This is a genomic window from Streptomyces sp. NPDC021562 (genome assembly GCF_040640875.1).
In the GTDB taxonomy this organism is placed as follows: Bacteria; Actinomycetota; Actinomycetes; order Streptomycetales; family Streptomycetaceae; genus Streptomyces.
Genome location: NZ_JBFACN010000006.1, coordinates 204,098 through 225,993, shown reverse-complemented (window position 1 = coordinate 225,993; position 21,896 = coordinate 204,098). Strand labels below are relative to the sequence as shown.

Here is a 21,896-nt window from a genome sequence, read left to right as displayed (position 1 = left end):
CCGGAGTGCCCTGACGGCGCGGGAAGAAGGGCCCGGAACAGGCTCTGAAACCGGGCTGAAGCCGAACTGAACCGGTCCGGCCGCACGCTCTGCGGCATGACCTCGACATCCACTGACCACGAACTCGCCATCGCGGCAACCGGGTTGCGCAAGGCCTACGGGGACAAGACCGTCCTCGACGGCATCGACATCCGGGTGCCGGCCGGCACGATCTTCTCCCTCCTCGGACCGAACGGCGCGGGAAAGACCACCGCCGTCAACATCCTCTCCACCCTGATCTCCGCCGACGGCGGCGAGGCCCGGATCGCCGGACACGACCTCACCGCCGAGGCCCAGGCGGTACGGGCCGCGATCGGCGTCACCGGCCAGTTCTCCGCGGTGGACGGACTGATCACCGGCGAGGAGAACATGCTCCTGATGGCCGACCTGCACCACCTGTCCCGCGCCGAGGGCCGCCGGGTGACCGCCGAACTCCTGGAGCGCTTCGACCTGGTGGACGCCGCGAAGAAGGCCGCCTCCACCTACTCCGGCGGCATGAAGCGACGGCTGGACATCGCCATGACGCTGGTCGGCAGCCCGCGGATCATCTTCCTCGACGAACCCACCACCGGCCTCGACCCGCGCTCCCGCCACACCATGTGGCAGATCATCCGCGAACTGGTCTCCGGCGGCACCACCGTCTTCCTCACCACCCAGTACCTGGAAGAGGCCGACCAGCTCGCCGACCGCATCGCGGTGCTCAACGGCGGCCGGATCGTCGCCGAGGGCAGCGCCGAGGAGCTCAAACGGCTCGTCCCGGGCGGCCACGTACGGCTGCGGTTCTCGGACCCGGTCGCCCACGAGCAGGCGGCGACCGCACTGCGCGAGGCCGCCCGGGACGACGAGGCGCTCACCCTCCAGATCCCCAGCGACGGCAGCCAGCGCGAGCTGCGCGCCATCCTCGACTGGCTGGACGCCGCCGGCGTCGAGGCCGACGAACTCTCCGTGCACACCCCGGACCTGGACGACGTGTTCTTCGCCCTGACCGGCAGCCCCGTGACCACCGGCGTGGCCACCACCGCAGCGACCACCACCGCACCGACCACCACCGCAGCCGCCACCACCGACAAGGAGACCGCCCGATGAGCACCCCCGGCCTCGCGCTCCGCGACAACCTGACCATGCTGCGGCGCAACCTCCTGCACGCCCGCCGCTACCCCTCCCTCACCCTGAACCTCCTGCTCACCCCGGTCATCCTGCTGCTCCTGTTCGTCTACGTCTTCGGCAACGTGATGAGCGCCGGCATGACCGGAGGCCACGCCGACCGGTCCGAGTACGTCAACTACCTCGTCCCCGGCATCCTGTTCCTGACGGTCGCCATGACCTCGCTCGGCACCGCGGTGTCCGTGGCCACCGACATGACCGAGGGCATCATGGCCCGGTTCCGCACCATGGCGATCTCCCGCGCCTCCGTCCTCGTCGGCCACGTGATCGGCAGCGTGATCCAGACCATGATGGCCCTGGTGCTGGTCCTCGGCATCGGGCTGGCCATCGGCTTCCGGCCCGACGCGTCGCCGGTGGAATGGCTCGCGGCGGCCGGGCTGATGGCCCTGGTCAGCGTCGCGCTGACCTGGCTGGCCGTGGGCATCGGCCTGATCAGCCCCAACGCCGAGGGCGCGAGCAACATCGGGACGCCCCTGGTGATGCTGCCCTTCCTGTCCAGCGCGTTCGTGCCGGTGGACGCCATGCCGGGCTGGTTCCGCTGGTTCGCCGAGTACCAGCCGTTCTCGCCCTGCATCGAGACCCTGCGCGGGCTGCTGCTGGGCAGCGAAATCGGCACGAAGAACGCGGTGCTGGCCCTCGGCTGGTGCGCCGTGCTGATCGTGCTGGGCTACCTCTGGTCCAGGGCGACCTTCAACCGCGAGCCCCGGCAGTGAGCGCGTGCAGCGCCGCCGACCGCAGCTGATCCCGCCCCAGGGCCGCGTACTCCGACCTCGCGTCGGCGTACGCGGCCCCGTCCGCGTTCTCGGCCGCCTGCCGGGACCGCGCCGAGGACAGCGTGGGCAGGTCCCGCATCACCGGCAGCCGCTCCGCGAGCGCGAGGAGCCGTACCGCCGCCTTGTCGCCACGGGCCAGCCCGGCGTGCCCGAGCGCCAGCAACACCGAGCCGTAGACGGGCAGTTCCAGCAGGTCCCCGGCGCCCGGCGCGCCGGAGTCCGAGCCGGTGCCGGTGCCGGTGCCGGTCAGCATGTCGAGCAGCCGTTGCCGCAGGCCGTCCGCGAGGTGGGCCACCGGCTCCAGCCGGCCGTGCTGCGCGTGCGCCGCGAGCGCCGCCGCCTGCACCTGGAGCGCCCAGGACTCCAGGAAGGGATCGTCCGCCGCCAGCCGGCTGGCCTCCCGGATGCCTCCGGCCGCCTGCCGCCACAGCCCGAGACCGACCTCGGTCAGCCCCCTGGCCAGCGCGATCTCGGCACGGGCCTGGAGCAGTTCGGGGCTGAAGGGCGTGGCCGCCTCCGGCTGCCGGTCCGGGGCGGCGAGACCCAGCCAGTACTCCGCCTCGTCGATCTCCCCGCGTTGCAGGCACGCGGACACCAGCCCGTAGCGGATGCCGATCGCGTCCGACCAGCCACCGACCTCGCCGATTCCGTCCGCGGCCCGCAGGTGGTCGTACGCCTCCGCGCCGCGCTCCGTCTTCAGGCACAGCTCACTGATCCGTCCATGGGCGAGCAGCATCATGATCGGATTGCCGAGCGGCGCCACCGCGGCGAGCATCCGGCGCGCGTCGTCGAGCGCGCGGTCCGTGTCGTCCGCGGCCTCCCAGAGATAGCTGGCGACACCCGCCGCCATGCCCGCCAGCAGCGGCTCGTCGGCGTCGCACAACTCCCGCAGCCGGGCCCACTCGGGCGGACGCATGTCAGGGACGGCGGACAGCACGGTGGCCAGTGCCCGCATCACGGTGTCCGCCGGGGCGGGCGGCAGCCGGCGCAGCGTGGCCAACTGGCGTACGGCGTGCGGGCCGTAGCCCATGAAGAGTCCGGCCGTGCAGATCGCCGCCGCGCTGCGCAGCGCCTCCACGTCCTCGGGGTGCTCCGGCCCGGGGCGGAAGCGGGACAGCGGCCCGCCGGTCTCGGCGGCGAGCGTGACGAACCGCGTGTAGCTGTTGCCGACGGACCACAGGGAGGCCAGTACGGCGGTGAGCGAGGCGACGGCGGGACCGTCGTTCCGGGCCAGGGCGTGGCGCAGCGCGAGGACCAGGTTGTCCTGCTCGGCGCGGACCCGGTCGAAGCAGGCCACCGCGTCGTCGCCGAACATCGCGTCGTGGTACGTGCGGCCGAAGTCCCGGGCCCAGGCCAGGAAACGGTCCGTGACCACCGTGCCCTCGCCCGCCTCGTCCCGGCGCGCGGCGCCGAACTCCCGCAGCGTCTCCAGCATGTGGAAGCGGACTCCGGAAGGGCTCTCCCCCACCTTGATCAGGGACTGGGCCGCCAACTGCTCCAGCAGATCCAGCGCGCTCCCGTCCCCGCCTCCGCTCCCGCTCTCGTGCTCACCGAGGGCGTACTCCGCGGCGTGCGCGTCGAACCCGCCAGGGAACACCGACAGCGCGCGCAGCGCCGCCCGGCCCTCGGGCTCCAGCAGGTGCCAGCTCCACTCGACGACCGCCTGGAGCGTGCGGTGCCGCTCGGGCGCGTCCCGGGCGCCGCCGCGCAGCAGCGCGAACCGGTCCTGGAGCCGACGGGCGATGTCGGCGACGGACAGCACCCGCACCCGGGCCGCCGCCAGCTCCACGGCCAGCGGCAGCCCGTCCAGGTGCCGGCAGATCTCGGCCACCTGCGCCTCGGGCAGCTCCACACCGGGGCGCGCGGCCCGCGCCCGCTGCCGGAAGAGCTCGGCGGCGGTCTCCGGGGACAGCTCCGGCAGGGCGTACACGGACTCCGAGGTCAGCCCCAGCGGAGCCCGGCTGGTGGCCAGTACCCGCAGCTCCTTCGACCGTGACACCAGCGCCTGTACGAGGGCGGACGCGGCGGCGACGACATGCTCGCAGTTGTCCAGCACCAGCAGCGCGGGGCCCGTGCCCAGCGCCGCGACGACGGTGCTCACCGCGTCCTTGCCGCCCGCGGCCGCCCGGCTGTCCGGGCCGCCGACGGCCGAGGCCACCTCGTCGGCCACGTCGTCGCCCGCGGTGACACCGGCCAGCGTCACGAAGTGCACGACGGGCTGTTCGGCCGCCCGGCTCACCGCGTGCGAGAGCCGGGTCTTGCCCAGTCCGCCGGGGCCGACGACGGTGACCACCCGGGCCGCCCGCAGCAGTCCGGCCACGGCGGCCACGTCGGCGTCCCGCCCCAGCAGCGGGTTCGGTTCGTGCGGCACGCCGTGCCGGGCGGCCGGCACCTCCGCGCGCAGCAACTCCTGGTGGACGGCGCGCAGTCCGGGTCCCGGATCCGCCCCCAGCTCGTCGCGCAGACGGCGGCGGTAGGCGTCGTACCGGGTCAGCGCCTGCGCCCGGCCCGCGGTGGCCGCCTCGCAGCGCAGCAGCTCGGCGAGGACCTCCTCGTCGCGCGGCAGCTCCCGGGCCAGCTCGGCGAGCGGCGCGGCGGCCTCCGCCCGCCGTCCCACCCGGGCGAGCGCCAGCGCCCGCGCGCGCGTCAGCGCCCGGTGCACCCGCACCCGTGCCACGCGCAGCGCCACCACCGGATCGTGCAGGTCCTCGTCGGCCCCGGCGCCGACGTTCCCGTCCCACAGCGCCAGCCCCGCCTCCGCCTGCGCGAGGGCTCCGTCGTGGTCCCCGGCGCGCGCCCGCTCGGCGCTCGCCGCCTCGTGCAGCGCCAGCGCGACGGCGTCGACCTGCGTCCCGTCCAGCGCCAGCCGGTACCCGGTCGGCGTGCTCACGATCAGCTCGGCGCCCAGCTGCGAGCGCAGCCGCGACACGAGGACCTGCACCGCCTTGCCCGGCCGCTCCGGCAGCTCGTCCGGCCACAGCCCCTCCACCAGCCGTCCTGTGCTGCACCCGGCGCGCAGGTCCGCCGCGAGCAGCGCCAGCAGTCCGCGCAGCCGGGGTGCGGTGATCTCCCGGCCACGGCAGACGACGCGGGGCAGCAGGATCAACTCGGTGGTCACCCGTGCAGATTAGTGGGGGTGCGGTCCGCTCCGCCGTCCCTGGGCGAAGGTGCTTTCGAACGCCGCGAAGGCGGCCTCCTGGCGCCACTGGACGGCGGCCCGCGCGCTGGTGTCCAGCAGTCGGCGGCACCCGGTCCCCGGTGGAAGTCCGGTGCCGGGGAGCCGCCCGGCGCAGGCTGCCGCGGGCCGGTATCCGTCCCGGGCCGGGCTGCCCCGCCACAGACTCCGGCCCGGCAGGAAGGCGTACTGGAGGGAGGCCCGGGCCAGGTCCTTGAGCTCCGGGTACGTCAGGCCGTAGGTGGTGGCGGCGTACTGGTACTCGTGGCTGATGTCGGTGCGGGAGACACCGGGGTCGTCGGTGGCCAGGACCACCGGGACGCCGTAGGCCCGGTAGGTGGCGAAGGGGTGCTCGGCGCCGCGGACGCCGAGGATCTGCGCGTTGCTGGTGAACGGGACCTCGACGGCGGTGCCCCGGGCGGCCATCGCACGCGCCGTGCGCCGCCAGTCGTCCTCGTGGACGAGGTCGACGCCGTGCCCGACGCGGTCGGCGCCCGCGACGCGCACGGCCGCCGCGATGTGGAACCGCAGGTCGGCGGGTTCGACCAGGCCGGTCCACAACTCGCCGGCGTGCAGGGTGACATGGGCTTGCGGGTAGACCGTCCGCAGGTACCTCACCATGCGCATCTGCAGGCCGTAGTCCGCCAGCGCGACCGTCCCGTCCTCGGGCTGGACGAGGTCGACGGCGACGAAACGGGGGTCGCGCTCGGCCAGCCGCATGCCGAGTGCCAGCTGGGTGAAGACCCGCTCGGGGGGCTCGCCGCGGAAGGCCTGGTAGATCCGGCGGACGGTCAGCGCGCAGCCGGGGCGCGGGCGGGGCGTGCCGCAGCGGGCGGTGGTACGGAACTCCGTGTCGACGCCGTCCGTCTCGGTACGCGCGTCGGCCACCAGCCGGTCGAGCCCGCCGCCCGCGACGAGCTTCGCGTGCAGGGCGGGCAGGTCCGGGTCCCAGCCGGCCTCGTCGCCCAGCCGGGCGGCGGCGTCGGAGGCCGGGTTGACCATCGCCTCCAGATACGACTGGTGCTGCGCCGCGACCGAGTCGGCGACCTGGGCGAGCACCCTGCCCTGGTTCCGCGAGGCGACCAGGCCGTACTTGTCGAAGGTGGCGAAGAAGTGGTCGTGACCGCTTCGGTCCGGCGGGAAGTCCTGCATCGACCAGGCACGCAGGAGCGCGTCGTGAAAACCCCGGTCGGTACGGGCGTCCACGGCCGGCCGGGCACCGGGACCGCACGGCGGTACGACAGCGGTCAGCGTCACCGTGTCGACGCACAGCCCGTCGTCGCCGGCCAGCTCGATCAGGTACTCGGTACGCACCGCACCGAAGAGGTGGTTGTGCAGGTCACCCCCTTTGGGCAGGCGAAGAAAGAAGCGCCGCAGAAGGGCCGGGTCCCGCCGGACGGACCGCAGGTACGCGGCGACGGGGGCTTCGGCGGGGGTGGGGGGCCGGGGGGTGCGGAGGGCCGAGGGGTGGGGCAGCGCCTGTGCCTGTGTCTGGGTCTGTGCCTGTGCCCGTGTCTGTGCCGTCGGGACGAGGCTCAGGGAGAGCAGGAGGGACAGGGCGGCCAGGGCCGTGCGGCGGGGGGAGCGCGTGGGGGGCGCGGTGCGCGTACCGTCGTGGGTCGTCACGTGAGGATGGTCGTCGGAGCGGTCCGGCCGCGACGCCCCAGCCACGCCCCCGCCCGCCGACGCCACCCGGGCGGGCGCACCCCCGGGCGCCGGCGGGCCGCCGCTACCTGCGGGAGCCGCACCCCGGGCAGAAGGCCGCGCCGTCCGGTACGGCCGCGGAGCACGAGGCGCACCGCTCGGACTCGGCCAGTCGGTGGCCGCAGCCGGAGCAGAAGGCGGCGCCGTGGGTCTCGGTACGGCAGTGCGGGCAGACCAACTGCCGGGGTGTGCCGGGGTCGTACCCCTGCCCGGCCTGCTGCCCCGCGGTGTACGCCCGCTGTGACGCCATGTCGTTGAGGCCGCGCTGCTGGGCCGCCATGGCCTCGGCCGCGGTGTCCGGCGCGCAGCGCAGGCACAGGCCCTGGGCCGCGTTCCAGCAACGGCCGCACACGTAGTCGGTGCAGCGGGCGCAGCGGTTGAAGTGCCCCTGCGCGTTGCCGATCGCCCGCTCGAACGCCTGGTCGCGGGCGCGTCCGTAACCGGCCCCCGCGAGCCCGTCGGCGGCCGAGGTCAGACCGGTGCCGGTACGCCCCAGCAGCCCCCACGCGACGTCGACGCCCTTGCGCAGCCAGGTGGCCGCCCGCTCCCCGGCGTACGGCTCGAACGGCGAGCGCCAGGTGTCGTAGCACCGCGCGCACGAGAACTCGAACTGGAACCCCGCCCCGGTCCCGTTCCGCTCGCACAGATCCCGGTAGTTGTTGCTGAAGTAGATCTCGCCGCTCATGTGGTCCCCCCACAGATCAGTCCAACGGCACACATGCCGTACGACGCTGGGAAAACGGTACTGGTTCTGGCCATGGCCGATGACATCAGGCCATGTCGGTACTCGTGTTCGGCGTCGGTGCCGGCGCTCAGCCCACCGTGGCCGCCGGGTCCGCCGCGGCGGGGGTGTCGCGCAGGCCCAGGCGCAGGTGCTCGACGTGGTAGAGGGCCTGCTCCAGGAGTTCGGCGACGTGGTTGTCGTACAGCGCGTAGATGACCGAGCGGCCCCGGCGCTCGCCGGTGACCAGGCCGAGGTTGCGCAGCAGGCGCAGCTGGTGGGAGCAGGCGGACTGTTCCATGCCGACGGCGTCGGCCAGTTCCGTCGCCGCGCACGGGCCCTCCTGGAGGCGGGCCAGGATGCGCAGGCGGGACGGGGTGGCCAGCGCCTGGAGCGTGGCGGCCACATCGCCGGCGCCGACGGTCTCCAGGCGCTCGCGTGCGGTGGCGGGGGTGGTGGTCCGTCCGTCAGCTCCATGGCCCATGGGTTTCATCCTACGGACCAGCAGACATGAACGCATGAATGAGTCTTCATGTGGTCCTGTACGGTGGAGGGAGCGGGCCTCGGTCCCCGGCGGCCCGCACCTCCGTCATGCCCCCATGAAGGACCCCACTGATGACCTCCACCCTCGCCCCGCCGCCGGTCACGCCCGACCGGACCGCCGACGCGCGCGGAGCCGCCGCACCCCGGCGCCGTACGCGGGTCCTCGCGCTGCCCGAGGCGCGCTGGGCGGCGCTGGCCCTGGTGCTGTTCCTGGTCGCGCTGCCCCTCCAGCTGACCGGTGCCCCGGCCTGGGCCTGGGGCCCGCTGTACGCGCTGACCTACGCGGCCGGCGGCTGGGAACCGGGCTGGGCCGGGCTCCGGGCCCTGCGGGAGAAGACCCTCGACGTCGACCTGCTGATGGTGGTGGCCGCCCTCGGGGCGGCGGCGATCGGGCAGGTCACGGACGGCGCGCTGCTGATCGTCATCTTCGCCACCTCCGGCGCCCTGGAGGCACTCGCCACCGCCCGCACCGCCGACTCGGTGCGCGGCCTGCTCGACCTGGCCCCGGCCCTGGCCACCCGGGTCGCGGCCGACGGCACCGAGGCCGCGGTGGCCGTCGCGGAACTGCGGGTCGGCGACACGATCCTGGTACGTCCCGGCGAGCGGGTCGGCGCCGACGGCCGGGTCCTGGACGGGGCGAGCGACGTCGACCAGGCGACCATCACCGGCGAACCGCTGCCCGCCGTCAAGGAGAAGGGCGACGAGGTCTTCGCGGGCACCCTCAACGGCACCGGCGCACTGCGCGTCCGGGTCGAGCGCGACGCCTCCGACTCGGTGATCGCCCGGATCGTGCGCATGGTGGAGGAGGCCTCGGAGACCAAGACGCCCACCCAGCTGTTCATCGAGAGGGTCGAACAGCGCTACTCGCTCGGCATGGTCGCCGCGACCCTCGCCGTCTTCCTGGTCCCGCTCGCGTTCGGCGCCGCGCTGACCGGTTCGCTGCTGCGGGCCATGACCTTCATGATCGTCGCCTCGCCGTGCGCGGTCGTCCTCGCCACCATGCCGCCGCTGCTGTCCGCGATCGCCAACGCCGGCCGGCACGGGGTGCTGGTCAAGTCCGCGGTGGTCATGGAGCGGCTCGGCGAGGTCGACGCGGTCGCGCTGGACAAGACCGGCACGCTGACCGAGGGCACCCCACGCGTCACCGACGTCCGGCCGCTGCCGGGCTCCGGCCTGGACGAGGCCGCGCTGCTCACCCTGGCGGCCGCGGCCGAGCACCCCAGCGAACACCCGCTGGCCCGCGCCGTCGTGGACGCGGCACGGGAGCGGGGCCTCGCCCTGCCGGCGGCCGAGCACTTCGGCTCCACCCCGGGGGTCGGTGTGCGGGCCACCGTGGACGGGCGCAGGATCGCGGTCGGCTCGCCGACGCGACTGCTCGACGGGGCGGGTGCGGAGGACGGCGACGGCCCCACCACCGGGGCCACGGAGACCACCCGGGCCACGGGGGCCGCCGGGGTCACCGGGGCTGCCGGGGAAGGGGGCACCGGGGCCGCTGAGGCCGCCGGGGCCGCGGGGTCCGCCGGGGACGCCGAGGTTGCCGGAGTCACCCGGGCCGCCGGGGTCACCAACGCCGCCGGGGTCACCAGCGTCGCAGGGGCTGACGGAGTCACCGGGGCCGCTGAGGCCGCCGTGGGCGCCGTGGTCGCCGCGGCCGTCGACAGTGCTGTCAGTCTCGAGGGCGGCGGGCGTACTGCCGTTCTCGTTGCCGTGGACGGGGTGCCGGTCGGGGTGCTCGGTGTCGCCGACCGGCTGCGCCCGGACGCGGCGGCCACCGTCGCCTCCCTCGCCTCGCTCACCGGAGCCGCCCCGCTCCTTGTGACCGGCGACAACCCGCGGGCCGCGGCCCGGCTGGCCGCCGAGGTCGGCATCGAGGACGTACGCGCCGGACTGCTGCCCGAGCACAAGGTGCACGCCGTCCGGGAGCTGGCGGCCGCCGGACGCAAGGTCATGGTCGTGGGCGACGGCGTCAACGACGCGCCCGCGCTCGCCGCCGCCCACAGCGGCATCGCGATGGGCCGGGCGGGCTCCGGCCTGGCACTGGAGACCGCCGACGCGGTGATCGTCCGGGACGAACTCGCCACCGTCCCGGCCGTGGTCGCACTGTCCCGGCGGGCTCGCCGGCTCGTCGTGCAGAACCTGGTGATCGCGGGGGCGTTCATCGCCGCCCTGGTGGTCTGGGACCTGGCGGGAACCCTGCCCCTGCCGCTCGGCGTCGCGGGCCACGAGGGCTCCACCGTCATCGTCGGCCTCAACGGGCTGCGGCTGCTGCGCGCGGCCGCCTGGAAGCGGGCGGCCCGGTGAGCCGCCGCAGGACGCCCGCCGCGCGGACCGCGCCGACGTCGGCGCCCGGCTGCACGGTCACCGTGTGCCGGGGCTGCTGCTGCGGCACGGCCAAGGTCCCCGGCGTGGACCACGCCGCCCAACTTGCCTCGCTGCGAGCCGAGTTGGCGGGCACCGCCCAGGTCCGGGCGGTCGACTGCCTGGACGCCTGCGAACAGGCCGACGTCATCGTCGTCCAGCCGTCACCGGCGGGGCGCGCGGCGGGTGGGCGGCCGGTGTGGCTCGGCCTGGTCAACGACCCCGGGGCGACCGCCGACATCGTCTCCTGGGTCCGGGCCGGGGGCCCGGGTCTGAGCGACCCGCCGGAGATCCTCGACCTGTACGGGTTCAGCCCGTCGCGCCGGATCCGCCGAGGCGTCGAGGACTGAACCGGCAGCGGCCCCCGGTGCCGGTGTCGTGCTCCGCTACAGCGGCGTGGCCGCGTACAGGAGGAGCAGCAGGGTCAGTGCCGAGTTGGCGGAGAACATGGCCGACAGCAGGGCGCCGGCCGCGGCCGTCCACACGGCCAGGCCCGCGGTGGTGAAGAGGGACGGCCAGGTGCGCACGGCGGGCGCCGGGGCGAGCAGGGCGGCGACCCGGCGTGGGAGCGGGCCCGGCGCGGCCAGGCCGGCCAGCGTGGGGGCGGGCGTGCCCCGCGAGACGAGTGCCGCCGTACCGATCGCGCGGGCGACGGTCCTGCGGCTGCCCACGGTCCCCGCCGCCTCCTCGTCGGCCCAGCGCTCGGCCGTGCAGGCCACCGCGGTCCGCAGCGGAAGCAGGAACGGGTTGGCGCAGGCGGCCAGCCGGACGAGCAGCAGGTGCCGGTGGTGACGGGCCGCGAGGTGCGCGCGTTCGTGGGCGAACAGGGCCCGGCGCTCCCGGGAGGCGAGGTGGGCGAGCATCGCCGTGGACACCACGATGCGGTCACGGGGGCCGCCCGGCAGCGCGTAGGCGTAGGGCCGGGCGTCCGGCAGGACCGCGACCTCGGTGGCCGGTAAGCCGGTCAGCGCCGCGTGGGCCCTTCCCCGCACCCGGTAATGCCGCAGCAGCGACCGGGCGCCGGCGGCGAGGACCGCGAGCAGCGCCGGGATGGCCGCCTTCCCCACGATCTCGTGGCGCGGCACGCTGTCGCGCACCTCGGGGTCCGACCAGCCGTCGGGCAGCGGATTGCCGGGGAGTTGCGCGGTGCCGACCACCATCAGCAGCGCCAGGCACACCGTGCTGCACAGGGCCATCACGGCGGCCACCCAGGTGAGGAGGGTGGTGGCGGAGCGCGGGTGCAGGCGTTGTTCGGCCAGCCGCGCGATCGGCCACGCGGTCAGGGGCAGGACGAGCGGCAGCAGGACGAAGATGCCCACGGGTGCGCTCAGTTCTCGCCGTCCGCGTGCCGCAGCAGGTCCCGCAGCAGCTGCTCGTCGTCCTCCGGCAGGGTCGTGATGAAGCTCGCCAGCACCGCCCGCCGGTCCTGCTCGCCGTCCAGCACCCGGCGCATCTTCAGCGCGGCGAGACCCGCCTCGTCGGCGGCGGGCATCCACACGAACGACCGGCCCTCGCGCCTGCGGGTGACGGCGTTCTTCGTCAGCAGCCGGGCCAGCACCGTCATCACGGTGGTGTAGGCCAGGTCGGACGTCAGACGCTCCTGCACCCAGCTCGCCGGCACCGGCCCCTCGGCCCGGTGCAGCGCCGCGAGCACCTGGGCCTCCAGCGCGCCCTGCGGCCTGCGCCGACCGCGCGGGTCATCCGGCTCCGCCACCTGAAGTCTCCCTCTCCCGCCCGGCTCCGCGTGCTCTCGTGCCGGGGAGCGTCACATCGTACAAAGCGGCGAACAGGGCCGCCTCACACGGTTCTTAGTCCGTCTCCGGTAGAAGGGTGCGGGACCAGGTGGGAGGAGGGTCAGTGATGTCCGGTCCCAGGGCGTCGGCACGCAGACGATGGATCGTCGTGGCGGTACTCGCCCTCGCCGTGTACATCATCGTCCGGGCCGCCCACACCCCGCAGGGCGACTCGACGCCCCCGGCCGGCCACGCGACGCCCGGCGCGTCCCCGTCCGCCGCGGCGACCGCCTCCGCTTCCCCCACCTCCTCTCCCGCCTCTTCCGCCGCCTCGTACGACCCCGCCGACTACGCCCCCCAGGTGCGCAGCCGGGCCCGGCAGGCCGCCGTCAGCGGCCAACTGGTCATGGCGATCCTCTACAACGAGGCGTACAAACCGCACGACCCGGCGTTCGAACGGGCCTGGCAGAAGCTCAAGCCGGACGCGGCTTTCGGTATCGCCGACATGCACCGCGCCACCTTCGACGAGGTGAAGCAGGGCCGCGACTTCGCGGACCGGAGCTGGGAGCGCCTGCCCGACGACCGGGACCTCGCGATCGAGGCCGAGGCCTGGTACCTGCACGACCTGGCCGCCCGGCTGCCCGCCACCTGGACCGCCCCGTACACGAAGAACGACCTGCTGGCCCTCGGCTACAACGCCGGCCCGGCCAACATGCTCGCCTTCGCCCGCGGCGCCACCCCGGGCGGCCAGGCCCGGTCCTACCTCGACGAACTGCACGCGAACTGGGCCAAGGCCGGGCGGGCCGTCACCTCCGACTGACCAATCACCCGCTATAGTTGCAAGGTTGCGCAATAATGTAACTCGGCGTGATCCGGTCCTGATGTCGGGGGAGAAAGGACGTGCATGCCGCACAGAGACATTCGGCGCGTGCGTGAGGCGAACCTGCGGCTGGGGGCCGCCCTGGCCGAGGTCGAAGGCCTGTACTCGGCCTTGCTGAGGGCGGGCTCCCCGCGCCGCCGCCGACGCCTGCGGGCGGAGCTGGCCCGGGCGGCCGACAGGCTCGCGAAGGTGGCCGCCGCCCCGCCGGGGCCGCCGTCGGCGGCGTCCGGGGCGCGGCGCTCGCGTTGGGGCCGCAGGCGGGTCCTGGCCGAGCGCGGCGCCGCGTGGATCACCGCCCGCTACGGCCGCCCCGGCCCGGGGTCCTGAGCGTCTCGCTCCTTCGGCTCGCTCGTGCCGGACATCGGTCGTGCTCTTCTCCCGCCGCCCGTTGATCTACAGTGCTGTAGAAGTACTCCTGGAGAGTGATCACCGAACAGGCCTGCCCTCCGGCCGAGTTGACCGGACGGCGGGTGGGCGCGACAAGGAGCCGGGGCAGCGCGATGCCGGAGCAGCACCACCAGACGAACGCCGTCGAGTTCCGGTCCGGCCGCGCGGAGCTGGCGCAGCGCTGCCGCGCCGTCACGGAGGCGCGCTGGTTCGCGCTGACCGTCTTCGCCGTGATCCTCCTGAACGCCGCGCTGCTGGGCGTGGAGACCTACTCCGGTCTCGTCGCCGAGTGGCATGTCTGGCTGCGGCTCGTCGAGCACGCCTGCCTGGCCGCGTTCACGGTGGAGATCCTGCTGCGCCTGGGCGCCCACGCCGACCTCCCGCGCGACTTCTTCAAGGACCCGTGGAACCTGTTCGACCTCGCCGTGGTCCTCTGCGCGTTCCTGCCGGTCGTCCGCGAGAACACCACCGTGCTGCGGCTGCTGCGGCTGGCCAGGGTGCTGCGCACGGCCCGGTTCCTGCCGCAGTTGCGGATCGTGCTGGTCGCGGTCGCCCGCAGCCTGCCGGGCACGCTGAGCTTCCTGCTGGTGGGCGCGCTGCTGCTGTACGTGTACGCCATGGTGGGCTGGGTCTTCTTCGGCCACCACGACCCCGAGCACTACGGCTCCATCGGCCGCGCCGTCCTCACCCTGTTCCTCCTGATGACCCTGGACGGCATCGGCGACGCCGTCCGCACCGGCCTGGAGATCTCCCGCTGGAGCCTCGTCTACTACGCCTCGTACGTCCTCATCGCCTCCTTCGTCCTCGTCAACGTCCTCATCGGCGTGGTCATCACCTCTCTCGAGGAGGCCCGGGAGATGGAGAAGGAGGCGGAGGAGGACGGCCGCCCGCCCGCCGCCCCGCAGGACGCCTCCTTGCTGCCGGCCCGCATCGCAGCGGTCCGCCAGGCGCTGGACGACCTCGAACGCGACCTGGCCCGGTCGTCCTGCGCACCCTCCTGCGCGGTCCGACACGAGCACCCGGAACAGGTCGCCTGAGGCGGGGCGCACCGCACATCCCCCTCAAGAAGTCGGTTTTCCGTGTCGTCCGGTTCCGGTATTCCGGTGCTTTCCCGAGGCATTCGAAGCACGGGGAGTTCCCTGCGGCACGGCAGCCGGAAATGCGCCCCCGCGCAGGCGGTCCCGGCGATTTCCGCCCGGACGAGCGGGGTACGTCCTGGGTGCTTTGCGCACGGCACGCGGGAGCCGCGGGCTTCGGAAATCGGGAGGGACGTCATGACGCCTGAGATGGAGAACGCCTTCGCGGCGATCAGGAACGAGTACGGTCCGGACTCGATCGCCAGGGTCGAGGAGATGATGGCGGCCGGGAAGCAGCAGCGGCACCCCTTACAGGGCGGTGCCAAATGGATCCTGCCCGGCATTTCCCAGCAGCCCTGGCACGACCCGTACGGACACCCGGAGCTGGCCCCGGTGGTGCACGCCTTCGAATCCCACCACGCGGCCGTGAAAAAGGAGTTGGAGGACGCCTGGGCCGATCGCCGGACGGCGTTCTCCGACTACGAGCACTACCTCAGTCGCCAGTCGGACTGGCAGGCCCTCTATCTCTTCCGCAAGGGTGCCCTGGTGGCCGAGTCGGCGGAATCGGTCCCGACCGCCTTCGACGTGCTGAAGCGGGAGGCGGTGGACACCGGGAAGCTGTGCCCGCTGCTGGAGTGCCACTTCTCGACCCTGCTGCCGGGCGCGTCCATCGCCCCGCACTGCGACCTGTGGAACTTCAGCATCAACCTGCACCTCGCCGTCGACATCCCCGAAGGGTGCGGGATCACCGTCGCGGGCGAGACACGGACGTGGCAGGAGGGCAAGTGCCTGCTGTTCGACTACTCCTTCGAGCACGAAGCGTGGAACCGCGGCCCCCGCCCCCGCACCTGCCTGCTGGTCGACCTCTGGCACCCGGAGACCACGGTTCCGGAACGGCAGGCGCTCGTCGCGCTGATCACCGCCATCCGGACGCTCATGGGAGAAGGGTGAGGGAGCGCCGTCCGTGCGGCTACCAGCGGGCCGGGACCGTCTCCGCCTCGACCGTTATCCGTCCGGAGGTCCGGAACCACAGGTCGACGCTGATCGTGTCGCCCACGTTCAGCAGGGGCGGGTCGAGGACCATCACGTCGATGGTGAATGGCGTCATGCGCACCTCGCTGCGTGCGGGGACGACGAGGGACTGGACCGGCTCCATGCGGCCGGTGCCGTCCTTCGAGACGTTCCGGCCGAGCATGGCCACCCGCAGGGAGGGGGAGGAGACGGACTCCAGGGTGTCCGCCGCCGCCCCGGTGTTCGTGATGTCGAAGAAGGCCGCGGTGGTCGCGGCGTTGAGGGGTGCGAAGATGCGGCCGTTGCCGACACTGATCCTCGCGGGGGGATCGCCGGCCGCCCCCGTGGTGGTGTAGGCGGTCAGCAGCAGCAGCGCCGCCGCGCACGCGACGAGCGGGACCAGCGCCGCGCGCAGGGCGCCCGTGACGCCGTGGCGCCAGGGGGACGCCGGAGTCTCCGGTACCGGGCTCATCGAGCGGCCTCCAGGGCGGCAGTCGGGCGGGAGCCGGAGCCCCGGGTCGTGGGTGCGTAGGTCCGTAGCCGCAGGCTGTTGACCACCACGAGGACGGAGCTGCACGACATCGCCAGGGCGGCGAACATCGGGTTGAGCCAGCCGGTGGCCGCCAGCGGCACCGTGACCACGTTGTAGCCGAAGGCCCAGACGAGGTTGGCACGGATGGTGGTCAGCGTCCGGCGCGTCAGGCGCACGGCCGCCACCACCGCCTGCATGTCCTCGCGCACGAGCGTGATGTCGGCGGCGCCGATCGCCGCGTCGGTGCCGCCGCCCATGGCGATCCCCAGGTCGGCGCGGGCCAGGGCGGCCGCGTCGTTCACCCCGTCGCCGATGACGGCCACCCGGCAGCCGTCCGCCTGGAGGCCGGCCACGATGCCGGCCTTGCCCTCCGGGGTGACGGCGGCGTGCACCTCGTCGATGCCGACCTGCCGGGCCACGGCTCGCGCGGCGACGGGGCTGTCGCCGGTCACGAGGATCGGCTCGATGCCCAGCGCGCGCAGGTGTCGTACGGCCGCGTAGGCGGCGGGACGGAGCGTGTCGCCGACGGCGAGGACGGCGGCCGGACGGTCGTCGACCTCGACGACCACCGCGGTGCGCGCGGCGGCCTCCGCCCGGTCGAGGGCCTCCTCCAGCGCCTTCGGCAGCGTGCTGCGGCTCCTGGGACGTCCGACGGCCACGCGGTGTCCGTCGACGTCGCCGCGCACGCCCGACCCCGGCACGGCACAAAAGCCGGTCACCGGTGGCAGCTTCCCGTCCCCGGCCGCCTGGCGGGCGGCGGTGGTGACCGCTCGGCCGATGGGGTGCTCCGAGCCGTACTCGACCGCCCCGGCCAGCCGCAGCACCTCGTCGGCCGACGCCCCCTCGGCCACGGTCGTCTCGGCCAGTGTCATGTGGCCGGTGGTCAGAGTGCCGGTCTTGTCGAACACGACGGTGTCGATGCCGTGCAGCCGTTCCAGGGCCTCGGGGCCCCGGATGAGCACGCCGAGCTGAGCACCGCGCCCGGTCGCCGCCAGGAAGGCCGTCGGGATGGCCAGGCCGAGCGCGCACGGGCAGGCGACGACGAGGACGGCGACCGCCGCCGTCACGGCCGCCGCTCCGTCCGCGCCGGCGCCGAGCCAGAAGCCGAGGACGGTGCACGCCACGGTGACGACGGCCGGTACGAAGACGCCCGCGACGGCGTCGGCGAGCCGCTGCATACGGGCCTTGCCCGCCTGGGCGTCGGTCACCAGCCGGGTGATCCGGGCGAGCTGGGTGTCCGCGCCGACCGCCGTGGCGCGTACGACCAGCAGTCCGCCGACGTTGACCGCGGCGCCCACCACCGCGGAGCCGGGACCCACCTCGGCCGGGGTGCTCTCGCCGGTCACCAGGGCCAGGTCCAGGGCGGAGTTGCCCTCGGTCACGACCCCGTCCGTGGCGACCTTCTCGCCCGGCCGCACCACGAACTCCTGCCCCACCCGCAGCTCGGCGACGGGGATCCGGCGACTGCCTTCCGCTGCGGTCAGCTCGACGTCCTTGGCGCCGAGTTCGGCGAGGGCGCGCAGGGCCGATCCGGTGCCGCGCTTGGCGCGATCCTCCAGGTAGCGGCCCGCCAGCACGAAGAGCGGCACGCTCACCGTGGCTTCCAGGTACAGGTGCGCGCTGCCGGAACCGGCCCCGGGCAGCACGCTGAACGGCATGCGCATCCCGGGCTGTCCGGCGCCCCCGAGGAACAGGGCGTACGTCGACCAGGCGAAGGAGGCCAGGACGCCGAGGGACACCAGGGTGTCCATGGTCGCCGTCGCGTGCCGCAGCCCCTTCAGGGCCCGCTGGTGGAAGGGCCCGGCACTCCAACCGACCACCGGCGCGGCGAGGTTGAAGCACAGCCACTGCCAGTTGGTGAACTGCAGGGCCGGCACCATGGACAGCACCAGGACGGGCAGCGAGAGCGCCGCGGTGATCAGCAGGCGCCGGGCGTCGTCCGGGCCCGTGGCGCCCGGCGAACCGGATCCCGGGGCCGCCCCGTCCGCCTCCTCGGCCGGTGGCAGCTGGGCGGTGTAACCGGCGCCCTCCACCACGGAGATCAGGTCCTGCGGGGACACCGTGCCGGGATGGGAGACCCGGGCCCGGCCGGTGGCCAGGTTGACCGAGGCCGACACCCCCGTCAGGCGGCCCAGCTTCTTCTCCACCCGTCCCACGCAGGCGGCACAGGTCATCCCGCCGACCAGCAGGTCGGTGGTCGTCAGCGTCCCGTCCGACGTGGCACGGCGGTCGGTGTCCGTCATCGGCGCACCACCGCCCCGGCCCCGACCGGACCCAGGCCGTGCATGTCGGACATCCCCGGCTCCCCGTCCTGCTCGGCCGGCACCGTCCGGTGCATGCCCGGAGCCACCGGGCCCGCCATACGGCCGACGCCGTACGACAACGCCGTCATCGCGACGAGCAGGAAGAGGAATCCGAGCAGCGCCGGGGGGAGGGGCAGACCGCGTTTCGAACTTTCCATGGGGTCATACGGTAGGGGGGTATCGATCCGGATGGCCGCCCCCGCGAGTGTGACAAAAAACCTCGATGTCGCCGGGAACTGAAAAGGCCCGCCGTACGACTCCTTTTCAAGAGGCCGATTCTCGGTTTTCGAAATATCGCACCGGGTGCCGACCGGCACGATACCGAAATCGGCCATCCGCAACGCCCGGCGGATCGGCTGGAAAGGCCGGAACCGGAGGGAGCGCCCGGCCGACCACTCGATGGGGGCGGTGATTTCCCGTCCGTTCCGGTAGTGCTCCGCGGACCTTCGTGAGCTGGGCGGCCAGGTATTCACCTGTACTTTCTCTTTCGGTGCGCGCCGGACCCGTGATGCGCAAGTTCATCTTTCAAAGAACAGGAGAACGATTCCGGCAACCGGTTCGCAAGCCAGTCCGAAACCCGGGGGAGAGAGCTTGTCGAGGCGGGCGGAAGTGAGCCACGATCCCGGGGTGAGCCGCCGTCCTGAACCTTGGGACGGATTCCTAGGGGGAGCGGTCGCGCAATGCCTGCTGTGAAATCACCGTCCATACCGTCACGCCGACGCCTCGGACTGCCGCTGCTGGTCCTGGCCACCGCGCAACTGGTCATCTCGCTCGACTACAACATCGTCTACGTCGCCCTTCCCAGCATCGGCCGCGGGCTCGGTTTCTCCGGACAGGACCTGCAGTGGGTCGTCAGCGCCTACGTCGTGACCACCGGGGGGTTCCTGCTGCTCGGCGGACGGGCGACCGATCTGCTGGGCCGGCGGCGGGTCTTCGTCGTGGCCGCCCTGCTGTACGCGGTCTCCTCGCTGGTCGGCGGCCTCTCGGAGTCGGCGGGCGTGCTGGTCGCGGTACGCGCGGTCCAGGGCATCGGCGGGTCGCTGCTGTTCCCGGCCGCCCTGTCGCTGATCAACACCCTGTACGACGAGGGGCCGAGCCGTAACCGGGCGCTCGCGGCCTGGGGTGCCGCCGGAGCCGGCGGGCTGTGCTTCGGCTCCCTGCTCGGCGGTGTGCTCGTGGACGCCTTCGGCTGGCCCGCGGTCTTCCTGGTCAACGTCCCGCTGGCCGGTGCCGTCGCCCTGGCGGGCGCCCTCCTCTTCCCCGCGGACGGTCCGCCGCCCGGACAGCGGGACTTCGACCTCCCGGGCGCGCTGACCGCCACCGTGGGCATCACCCTGCTCGTGTTCGTCCTCATCCACGCGCCGGAAGCCGGCTGGGGCAGCCGTACCGTCGTGAGCTGCGCGGCCCTCTCGGCGGTCTCGCTCGCCCTGTTCGCCGTCATCGAGACCCGGGTCGGCGCCCCGTTGACCCCCGGCCACCTGTTCGGACACCGGGGACTGCTCGGCGCCATGGCGTTGACCGCACTGTTCAGCGCCACCTTCAGCTCGCTGCCCTACTTCCTGACCCTCTACTTCCAGACCGTGCACGGCTACAGCGCGATGGCCACCGGAGCCGCCTTCCTGGTGCCGGCCCTGGTGGTGGCCGTGGGGACGAAGGCGGGCGAGCGCGCCGTGTCCGCGCTCGGCCTGCGCACCGCGCTGCTGTGCGGCATGGCGCTGGGAGCCGTCGGCGCCCTGCTGCTGGCGCTCGCGCTCGGCGACCACGGTTCCTACGCGCGCCTGCTGCCCGGCATCGTCCTGCTGAGCCTGGGCCAGGGCGCGACCTGGACCGGCATGTGGATCGCGGCCGCCACCGGTGTCCCGGCCGAGGACCAGGGCGTCGCGTCGGGGCTCGCCTCGACCACGCTCCAGGTGGGCGGCGCCGTGGGACTGGCCGTCCTGGTCGCCGTCGCCGGCACCGGAACCCACGCTCCGACCACGGGCGGACTGCTCGACGGGGTCAGGCAGGCCGTGTACGTCATCACGGCCGGAATCGGCCTCGGCGCCGTAGCCCTGCTGCCCTTTCGGGGGCGTCCGGCGCACTGACCGCCGCGTCCCCTCCCCAGGGCCTTCGGCCCTCGCATCCCGGCCACTCCCCCTAGGAGCCCCTGTGTCCACTCTCCCTGACCGACTGGTCAGTTTCCCGACCCGTCCGCGCGCCGACCGTGCCGCGGTCCTGTGCGGCCTCGCGGGCTGGCTGCCCCCGCGGGTCGTGACCAACGAGGAACTCTCCCAGCGGCTGGACACCACCGACGCCTGGATCCGGACCCGTACCGGAATCGGCCGCCGCCACATCGCCGACCCCGGACAGGCCACCTCGGACCTGGCGGTGGAAGCCGGCCGCCGGGCGCTGGCCGCCGCGCACAGGGAACACGTGGACGCCGTGATCGTCACCACGACCACCCCGGACCGCTCGTGCCCCGCCACCGCCCCGCTGGTGGCCAGCAGACTCGGCCTGACCGGAGCGGCGGCCTTCGACGTCGGCGCCGTGTGCACCGGGTTCGTCTACGGCCTGGCCTCGGCGGCGGGCCTGATCACGGCCCGGGTGGCCGACAGCGTCCTGCTGATCGGCGCGGACACCTACTCCACCATCGTCGACCCGCAGGACCGCGCCAACGCGATCATCTTCGGCGACGGGGCCGGAGCCGTCGTCCTGCGCGCCGGGGACCCCGACGAAGCCGGCGCCGTCGGCCACTTCGACCTCGGCAGCGACGGCACCGGTGAAGAGCTGATCAGCGTGGCGGCCGGCGGCTCCCGGCAGCGGGCCACGCCCGGACCGGTCGACCCACGGGACCGGTACTTCGCCATGCGCGGCAAAGAGGTCTACCGGCACGCGGTCACCCGCATGGCGGCCTCCGCCCGTGCCACCCTCGCGCTGGCCGACTGCAAGGTCGACGAAGTCGACCACCTCGTCCCCCACCAGGCCAACCTGCGGATCCTGCGCACGGTGGCGGACGACCTCGGACTGCCCGCGGAGCGACTGGTCGTCAACGTCGACTCCGTGGGCAACACCGGTGCCGCGTCCATCCCGCTCGCTCTGGCGGACGCGGACACCCAGCACATCCTTCAGCCGGGCGAACGCCTGCTCCTCACCGCGTTCGGCGGCGGCCTCACCTGGGGGTCCTGCCTCCTGACCTGGCCCGCCCCGCCCCGGACCAGCCACCCGCACGACTCAGGAGGAACGCAGGCCGTATGAGCACCACCTACGACCGACTGGTCGAGATCGTCACGCGACTCCACGACGCGCCCAGGGACCGGATCAGCCCCGACGTCACCTTCGCCCAACTCGACGTCGACTCGCTGACCCTGGTCGAGATCAGCCTGCGCATCGAGCGCGACCTGGGCGTGCACATCGACGACAACGAACTCCAGGAAGACCTCAGCCTCGCCGCCACCACCAAGCTCATCGAGTCGAAGCTCGACCGGTAACCCAGCGCTTGACACCCCACGGAGAGCAGG

Annotated in this window: 20 protein-coding genes; 11 read left to right on the top strand and 9 right to left on the bottom strand. The window is 73.7% G+C overall.

All coding sequences use genetic code 11. The features are described from left to right. Nucleotides 1–96 precede the first annotated feature (96 nt). Together AB0G52_RS11840 and AB0G52_RS11835 are read left to right on the top strand one after the other, a co-directional pair. On the top strand, nucleotides 97–1,125 hold the full coding sequence (locus tag AB0G52_RS11840; RefSeq protein WP_361336070.1) for an ATP-binding cassette domain-containing protein: 1,029 nt from the start codon (nucleotides 97–99) through the stop codon (nucleotides 1,123–1,125). Continuing rightward, on the top strand, nucleotides 1,122–1,916 hold the full coding sequence (locus tag AB0G52_RS11835; RefSeq protein WP_361336068.1) for an ABC transporter permease: 795 nt from the start codon (nucleotides 1,122–1,124) through the stop codon (nucleotides 1,914–1,916). The genes AB0G52_RS11840 and AB0G52_RS11835 overlap by 4 nt, the downstream gene beginning before the upstream one ends. Here AB0G52_RS11835 and AB0G52_RS11830 read toward each other — a convergent pair. The 4 genes from AB0G52_RS11830 to AB0G52_RS11815 all read right to left on the bottom strand — a co-directional run bounded on the left by AB0G52_RS11830 (nucleotide 1,894) and on the right by AB0G52_RS11815 (nucleotide 8,060). Then, complete coding sequence (locus AB0G52_RS11830) at nucleotides 1,894–5,094, bottom strand: BTAD domain-containing putative transcriptional regulator (protein ID WP_361336066.1); 3,201 nt, start codon at nucleotides 5,092–5,094, stop codon at nucleotides 1,894–1,896. The genes AB0G52_RS11835 and AB0G52_RS11830 overlap by 23 nt on opposite strands. A gap of 9 nt (nucleotides 5,095–5,103) precedes the next feature. After that, nucleotides 5,104–6,777: an adenosine deaminase gene (locus AB0G52_RS11825; RefSeq protein ID WP_361336064.1), complete on the bottom strand. Its 1,674-nt coding sequence runs from the start codon at nucleotides 6,775–6,777 to the stop codon at nucleotides 5,104–5,106. Between the two features lie 103 nt (nucleotides 6,778–6,880). Then, nucleotides 6,881–7,540 (bottom strand): zinc ribbon domain-containing protein, encoded by a 660-nt coding sequence (locus tag AB0G52_RS11820; RefSeq protein ID WP_361336062.1) that lies wholly within the window; start codon nucleotides 7,538–7,540, stop codon nucleotides 6,881–6,883. Nucleotides 7,541–7,667: 127 nt separating this feature from the next. Next, the gene (locus AB0G52_RS11815) at nucleotides 7,668–8,060 is read right to left on the bottom strand and encodes a metalloregulator ArsR/SmtB family transcription factor (RefSeq protein WP_132889530.1); all 393 of its coding nucleotides are present in this window, start codon (nucleotides 8,058–8,060) and stop codon (nucleotides 7,668–7,670) included. A 131-nt stretch (nucleotides 8,061–8,191) separates the two neighbouring features. Here AB0G52_RS11815 and AB0G52_RS11810 point away from each other — a divergent pair, with 131 nt between their 5' ends. Then, the gene (locus AB0G52_RS11810) at nucleotides 8,192–10,420 is read left to right on the top strand and encodes a heavy metal translocating P-type ATPase (RefSeq protein ID WP_361336060.1); all 2,229 of its coding nucleotides are present in this window, start codon (nucleotides 8,192–8,194) and stop codon (nucleotides 10,418–10,420) included. After that, a complete protein-coding gene (locus tag AB0G52_RS11805; protein ID WP_132889528.1) occupies nucleotides 10,417–10,827 on the top strand; it encodes a (2Fe-2S) ferredoxin domain-containing protein in 411 nt (136 codons plus the stop codon). The genes AB0G52_RS11810 and AB0G52_RS11805 overlap by 4 nt, the downstream gene beginning before the upstream one ends. A 36-nt stretch (nucleotides 10,828–10,863) precedes the next feature. On the opposite strand, the gene AB0G52_RS11800 is transcribed toward AB0G52_RS11805, so the two are convergent. Together AB0G52_RS11800 and AB0G52_RS11795 are read right to left on the bottom strand one after the other, a co-directional pair. Beyond that, nucleotides 10,864–11,796, bottom strand: coding sequence for a M56 family metallopeptidase (locus AB0G52_RS11800; RefSeq protein ID WP_361336058.1), 933 nt, complete (start codon nucleotides 11,794–11,796; stop codon nucleotides 10,864–10,866). Nucleotides 11,797–11,804: 8 nt separating this feature from the next. Further along, nucleotides 11,805–12,191, bottom strand: a complete 387-nt coding sequence (locus tag AB0G52_RS11795) for a BlaI/MecI/CopY family transcriptional regulator (protein WP_132889526.1) — start codon at nucleotides 12,189–12,191, stop codon at nucleotides 11,805–11,807. 146 nt (nucleotides 12,192–12,337) lie between these two features. On the opposite strand from AB0G52_RS11795, the gene AB0G52_RS11790 reads away from it, so the two are divergent. The 4 genes from AB0G52_RS11790 (at nucleotide 12,338) to AB0G52_RS11775 (ending at nucleotide 15,504) form a co-directional block, all read left to right on the top strand. Further along, nucleotides 12,338–13,030, top strand: coding sequence for a lytic transglycosylase domain-containing protein (locus AB0G52_RS11790; RefSeq protein ID WP_132889525.1), 693 nt, complete (start codon nucleotides 12,338–12,340; stop codon nucleotides 13,028–13,030). A gap of 108 nt (nucleotides 13,031–13,138) precedes the next feature. Beyond that, the gene (locus tag AB0G52_RS11785; RefSeq protein ID WP_361336056.1) at nucleotides 13,139–13,417 is read left to right on the top strand and encodes a hypothetical protein; all 279 of its coding nucleotides are present in this window, start codon (nucleotides 13,139–13,141) and stop codon (nucleotides 13,415–13,417) included. Between the two features lie 173 nt (nucleotides 13,418–13,590). Then, nucleotides 13,591–14,514, top strand: a complete 924-nt coding sequence (locus tag AB0G52_RS11780; RefSeq protein ID WP_361336054.1) for an ion transporter — start codon at nucleotides 13,591–13,593, stop codon at nucleotides 14,512–14,514. 237 nt (nucleotides 14,515–14,751) lie between these two features. Then, nucleotides 14,752–15,504 (top strand): aspartyl/asparaginyl beta-hydroxylase domain-containing protein, encoded by a 753-nt coding sequence (locus tag AB0G52_RS11775; protein ID WP_361336052.1) that lies wholly within the window; start codon nucleotides 14,752–14,754, stop codon nucleotides 15,502–15,504. 19 nt (nucleotides 15,505–15,523) lie between these two features. On the opposite strand, the gene AB0G52_RS11770 is transcribed toward AB0G52_RS11775, so the two are convergent. Genes AB0G52_RS11770 through AB0G52_RS11760 form a run of 3 tightly spaced genes read right to left on the bottom strand, consistent with a single transcriptional unit; the run spans nucleotide 15,524 to nucleotide 18,557 of the window. Beyond that, entirely contained in the window at nucleotides 15,524–16,036 is a 513-nt protein-coding gene (locus AB0G52_RS11770; protein ID WP_361336050.1) for a copper chaperone PCu(A)C, read from the bottom strand. Beyond that, nucleotides 16,033–18,339, bottom strand: coding sequence for a heavy metal translocating P-type ATPase (locus AB0G52_RS11765; RefSeq protein WP_361336048.1), 2,307 nt, complete (start codon nucleotides 18,337–18,339; stop codon nucleotides 16,033–16,035). The genes AB0G52_RS11770 and AB0G52_RS11765 overlap by 4 nt, the downstream gene beginning before the upstream one ends. Continuing rightward, nucleotides 18,336–18,557, bottom strand: coding sequence for a hypothetical protein (locus AB0G52_RS11760; RefSeq protein WP_132889519.1), 222 nt, complete (start codon nucleotides 18,555–18,557; stop codon nucleotides 18,336–18,338). The genes AB0G52_RS11765 and AB0G52_RS11760 overlap by 4 nt, the downstream gene beginning before the upstream one ends. Nucleotides 18,558–19,079: 522 nt before the next feature. Here AB0G52_RS11760 and AB0G52_RS11755 point away from each other — a divergent pair. From AB0G52_RS11755 to AB0G52_RS11745, 3 genes are all read left to right on the top strand, one after another. Further along, nucleotides 19,080–20,483, top strand: a complete 1,404-nt coding sequence (locus tag AB0G52_RS11755) for an MFS transporter (protein WP_361336047.1) — start codon at nucleotides 19,080–19,082, stop codon at nucleotides 20,481–20,483. 64 nt (nucleotides 20,484–20,547) lie between these two features. Further along, nucleotides 20,548–21,633: a beta-ketoacyl-ACP synthase III gene (locus AB0G52_RS11750; RefSeq protein ID WP_361336045.1), complete on the top strand. Its 1,086-nt coding sequence runs from the start codon at nucleotides 20,548–20,550 to the stop codon at nucleotides 21,631–21,633. After that, nucleotides 21,630–21,866, top strand: a complete 237-nt coding sequence (locus AB0G52_RS11745; protein ID WP_132889517.1) for an acyl carrier protein — start codon at nucleotides 21,630–21,632, stop codon at nucleotides 21,864–21,866. The genes AB0G52_RS11750 and AB0G52_RS11745 overlap by 4 nt, the downstream gene beginning before the upstream one ends. Nucleotides 21,867–21,896: the final 30 nt, after the last annotated feature.

Bases quoted from the DNA above. Each gene is read 5' to 3' on its own strand.
- AB0G52_RS11840 (WP_361336070.1), top strand. From the start codon at position 97: ATGACCTCGACATCCACTGACCACGAACTCGCCATCGCGGCAACCGGG.
- AB0G52_RS11835 (WP_361336068.1), top strand. From the start codon at position 1,122: ATGAGCACCCCCGGCCTCGCGCTCCGCGACAACCTGACCATGCTGCGG.
- AB0G52_RS11820 (WP_361336062.1), bottom strand. From the start codon at position 7,540: ATGAGCGGCGAGATCTACTTCAGCAACAACTACCGGGATCTGTGCGAG.
- AB0G52_RS11815 (WP_132889530.1), bottom strand. From the start codon at position 8,060: ATGGGCCATGGAGCTGACGGACGGACCACCACCCCCGCCACCGCACGC.
- AB0G52_RS11810 (WP_361336060.1), top strand. From the start codon at position 8,192: ATGACCTCCACCCTCGCCCCGCCGCCGGTCACGCCCGACCGGACCGCC.
- AB0G52_RS11790 (WP_132889525.1), top strand. From the start codon at position 12,338: ATGTCCGGTCCCAGGGCGTCGGCACGCAGACGATGGATCGTCGTGGCG.
- AB0G52_RS11780 (WP_361336054.1), top strand. From the start codon at position 13,591: ATGCCGGAGCAGCACCACCAGACGAACGCCGTCGAGTTCCGGTCCGGC.
- AB0G52_RS11775 (WP_361336052.1), top strand. From the start codon at position 14,752: ATGACGCCTGAGATGGAGAACGCCTTCGCGGCGATCAGGAACGAGTAC.
- AB0G52_RS11770 (WP_361336050.1), bottom strand. From the start codon at position 16,036: ATGAGCCCGGTACCGGAGACTCCGGCGTCCCCCTGGCGCCACGGCGTC.
- AB0G52_RS11765 (WP_361336048.1), bottom strand. From the start codon at position 18,339: ATGACGGACACCGACCGCCGTGCCACGTCGGACGGGACGCTGACGACC.
- AB0G52_RS11760 (WP_132889519.1), bottom strand. From the start codon at position 18,557: ATGGAAAGTTCGAAACGCGGTCTGCCCCTCCCCCCGGCGCTGCTCGGA.
- AB0G52_RS11755 (WP_361336047.1), top strand. From the start codon at position 19,080: ATGCCTGCTGTGAAATCACCGTCCATACCGTCACGCCGACGCCTCGGA.
- AB0G52_RS11745 (WP_132889517.1), top strand. From the start codon at position 21,630: ATGAGCACCACCTACGACCGACTGGTCGAGATCGTCACGCGACTCCAC.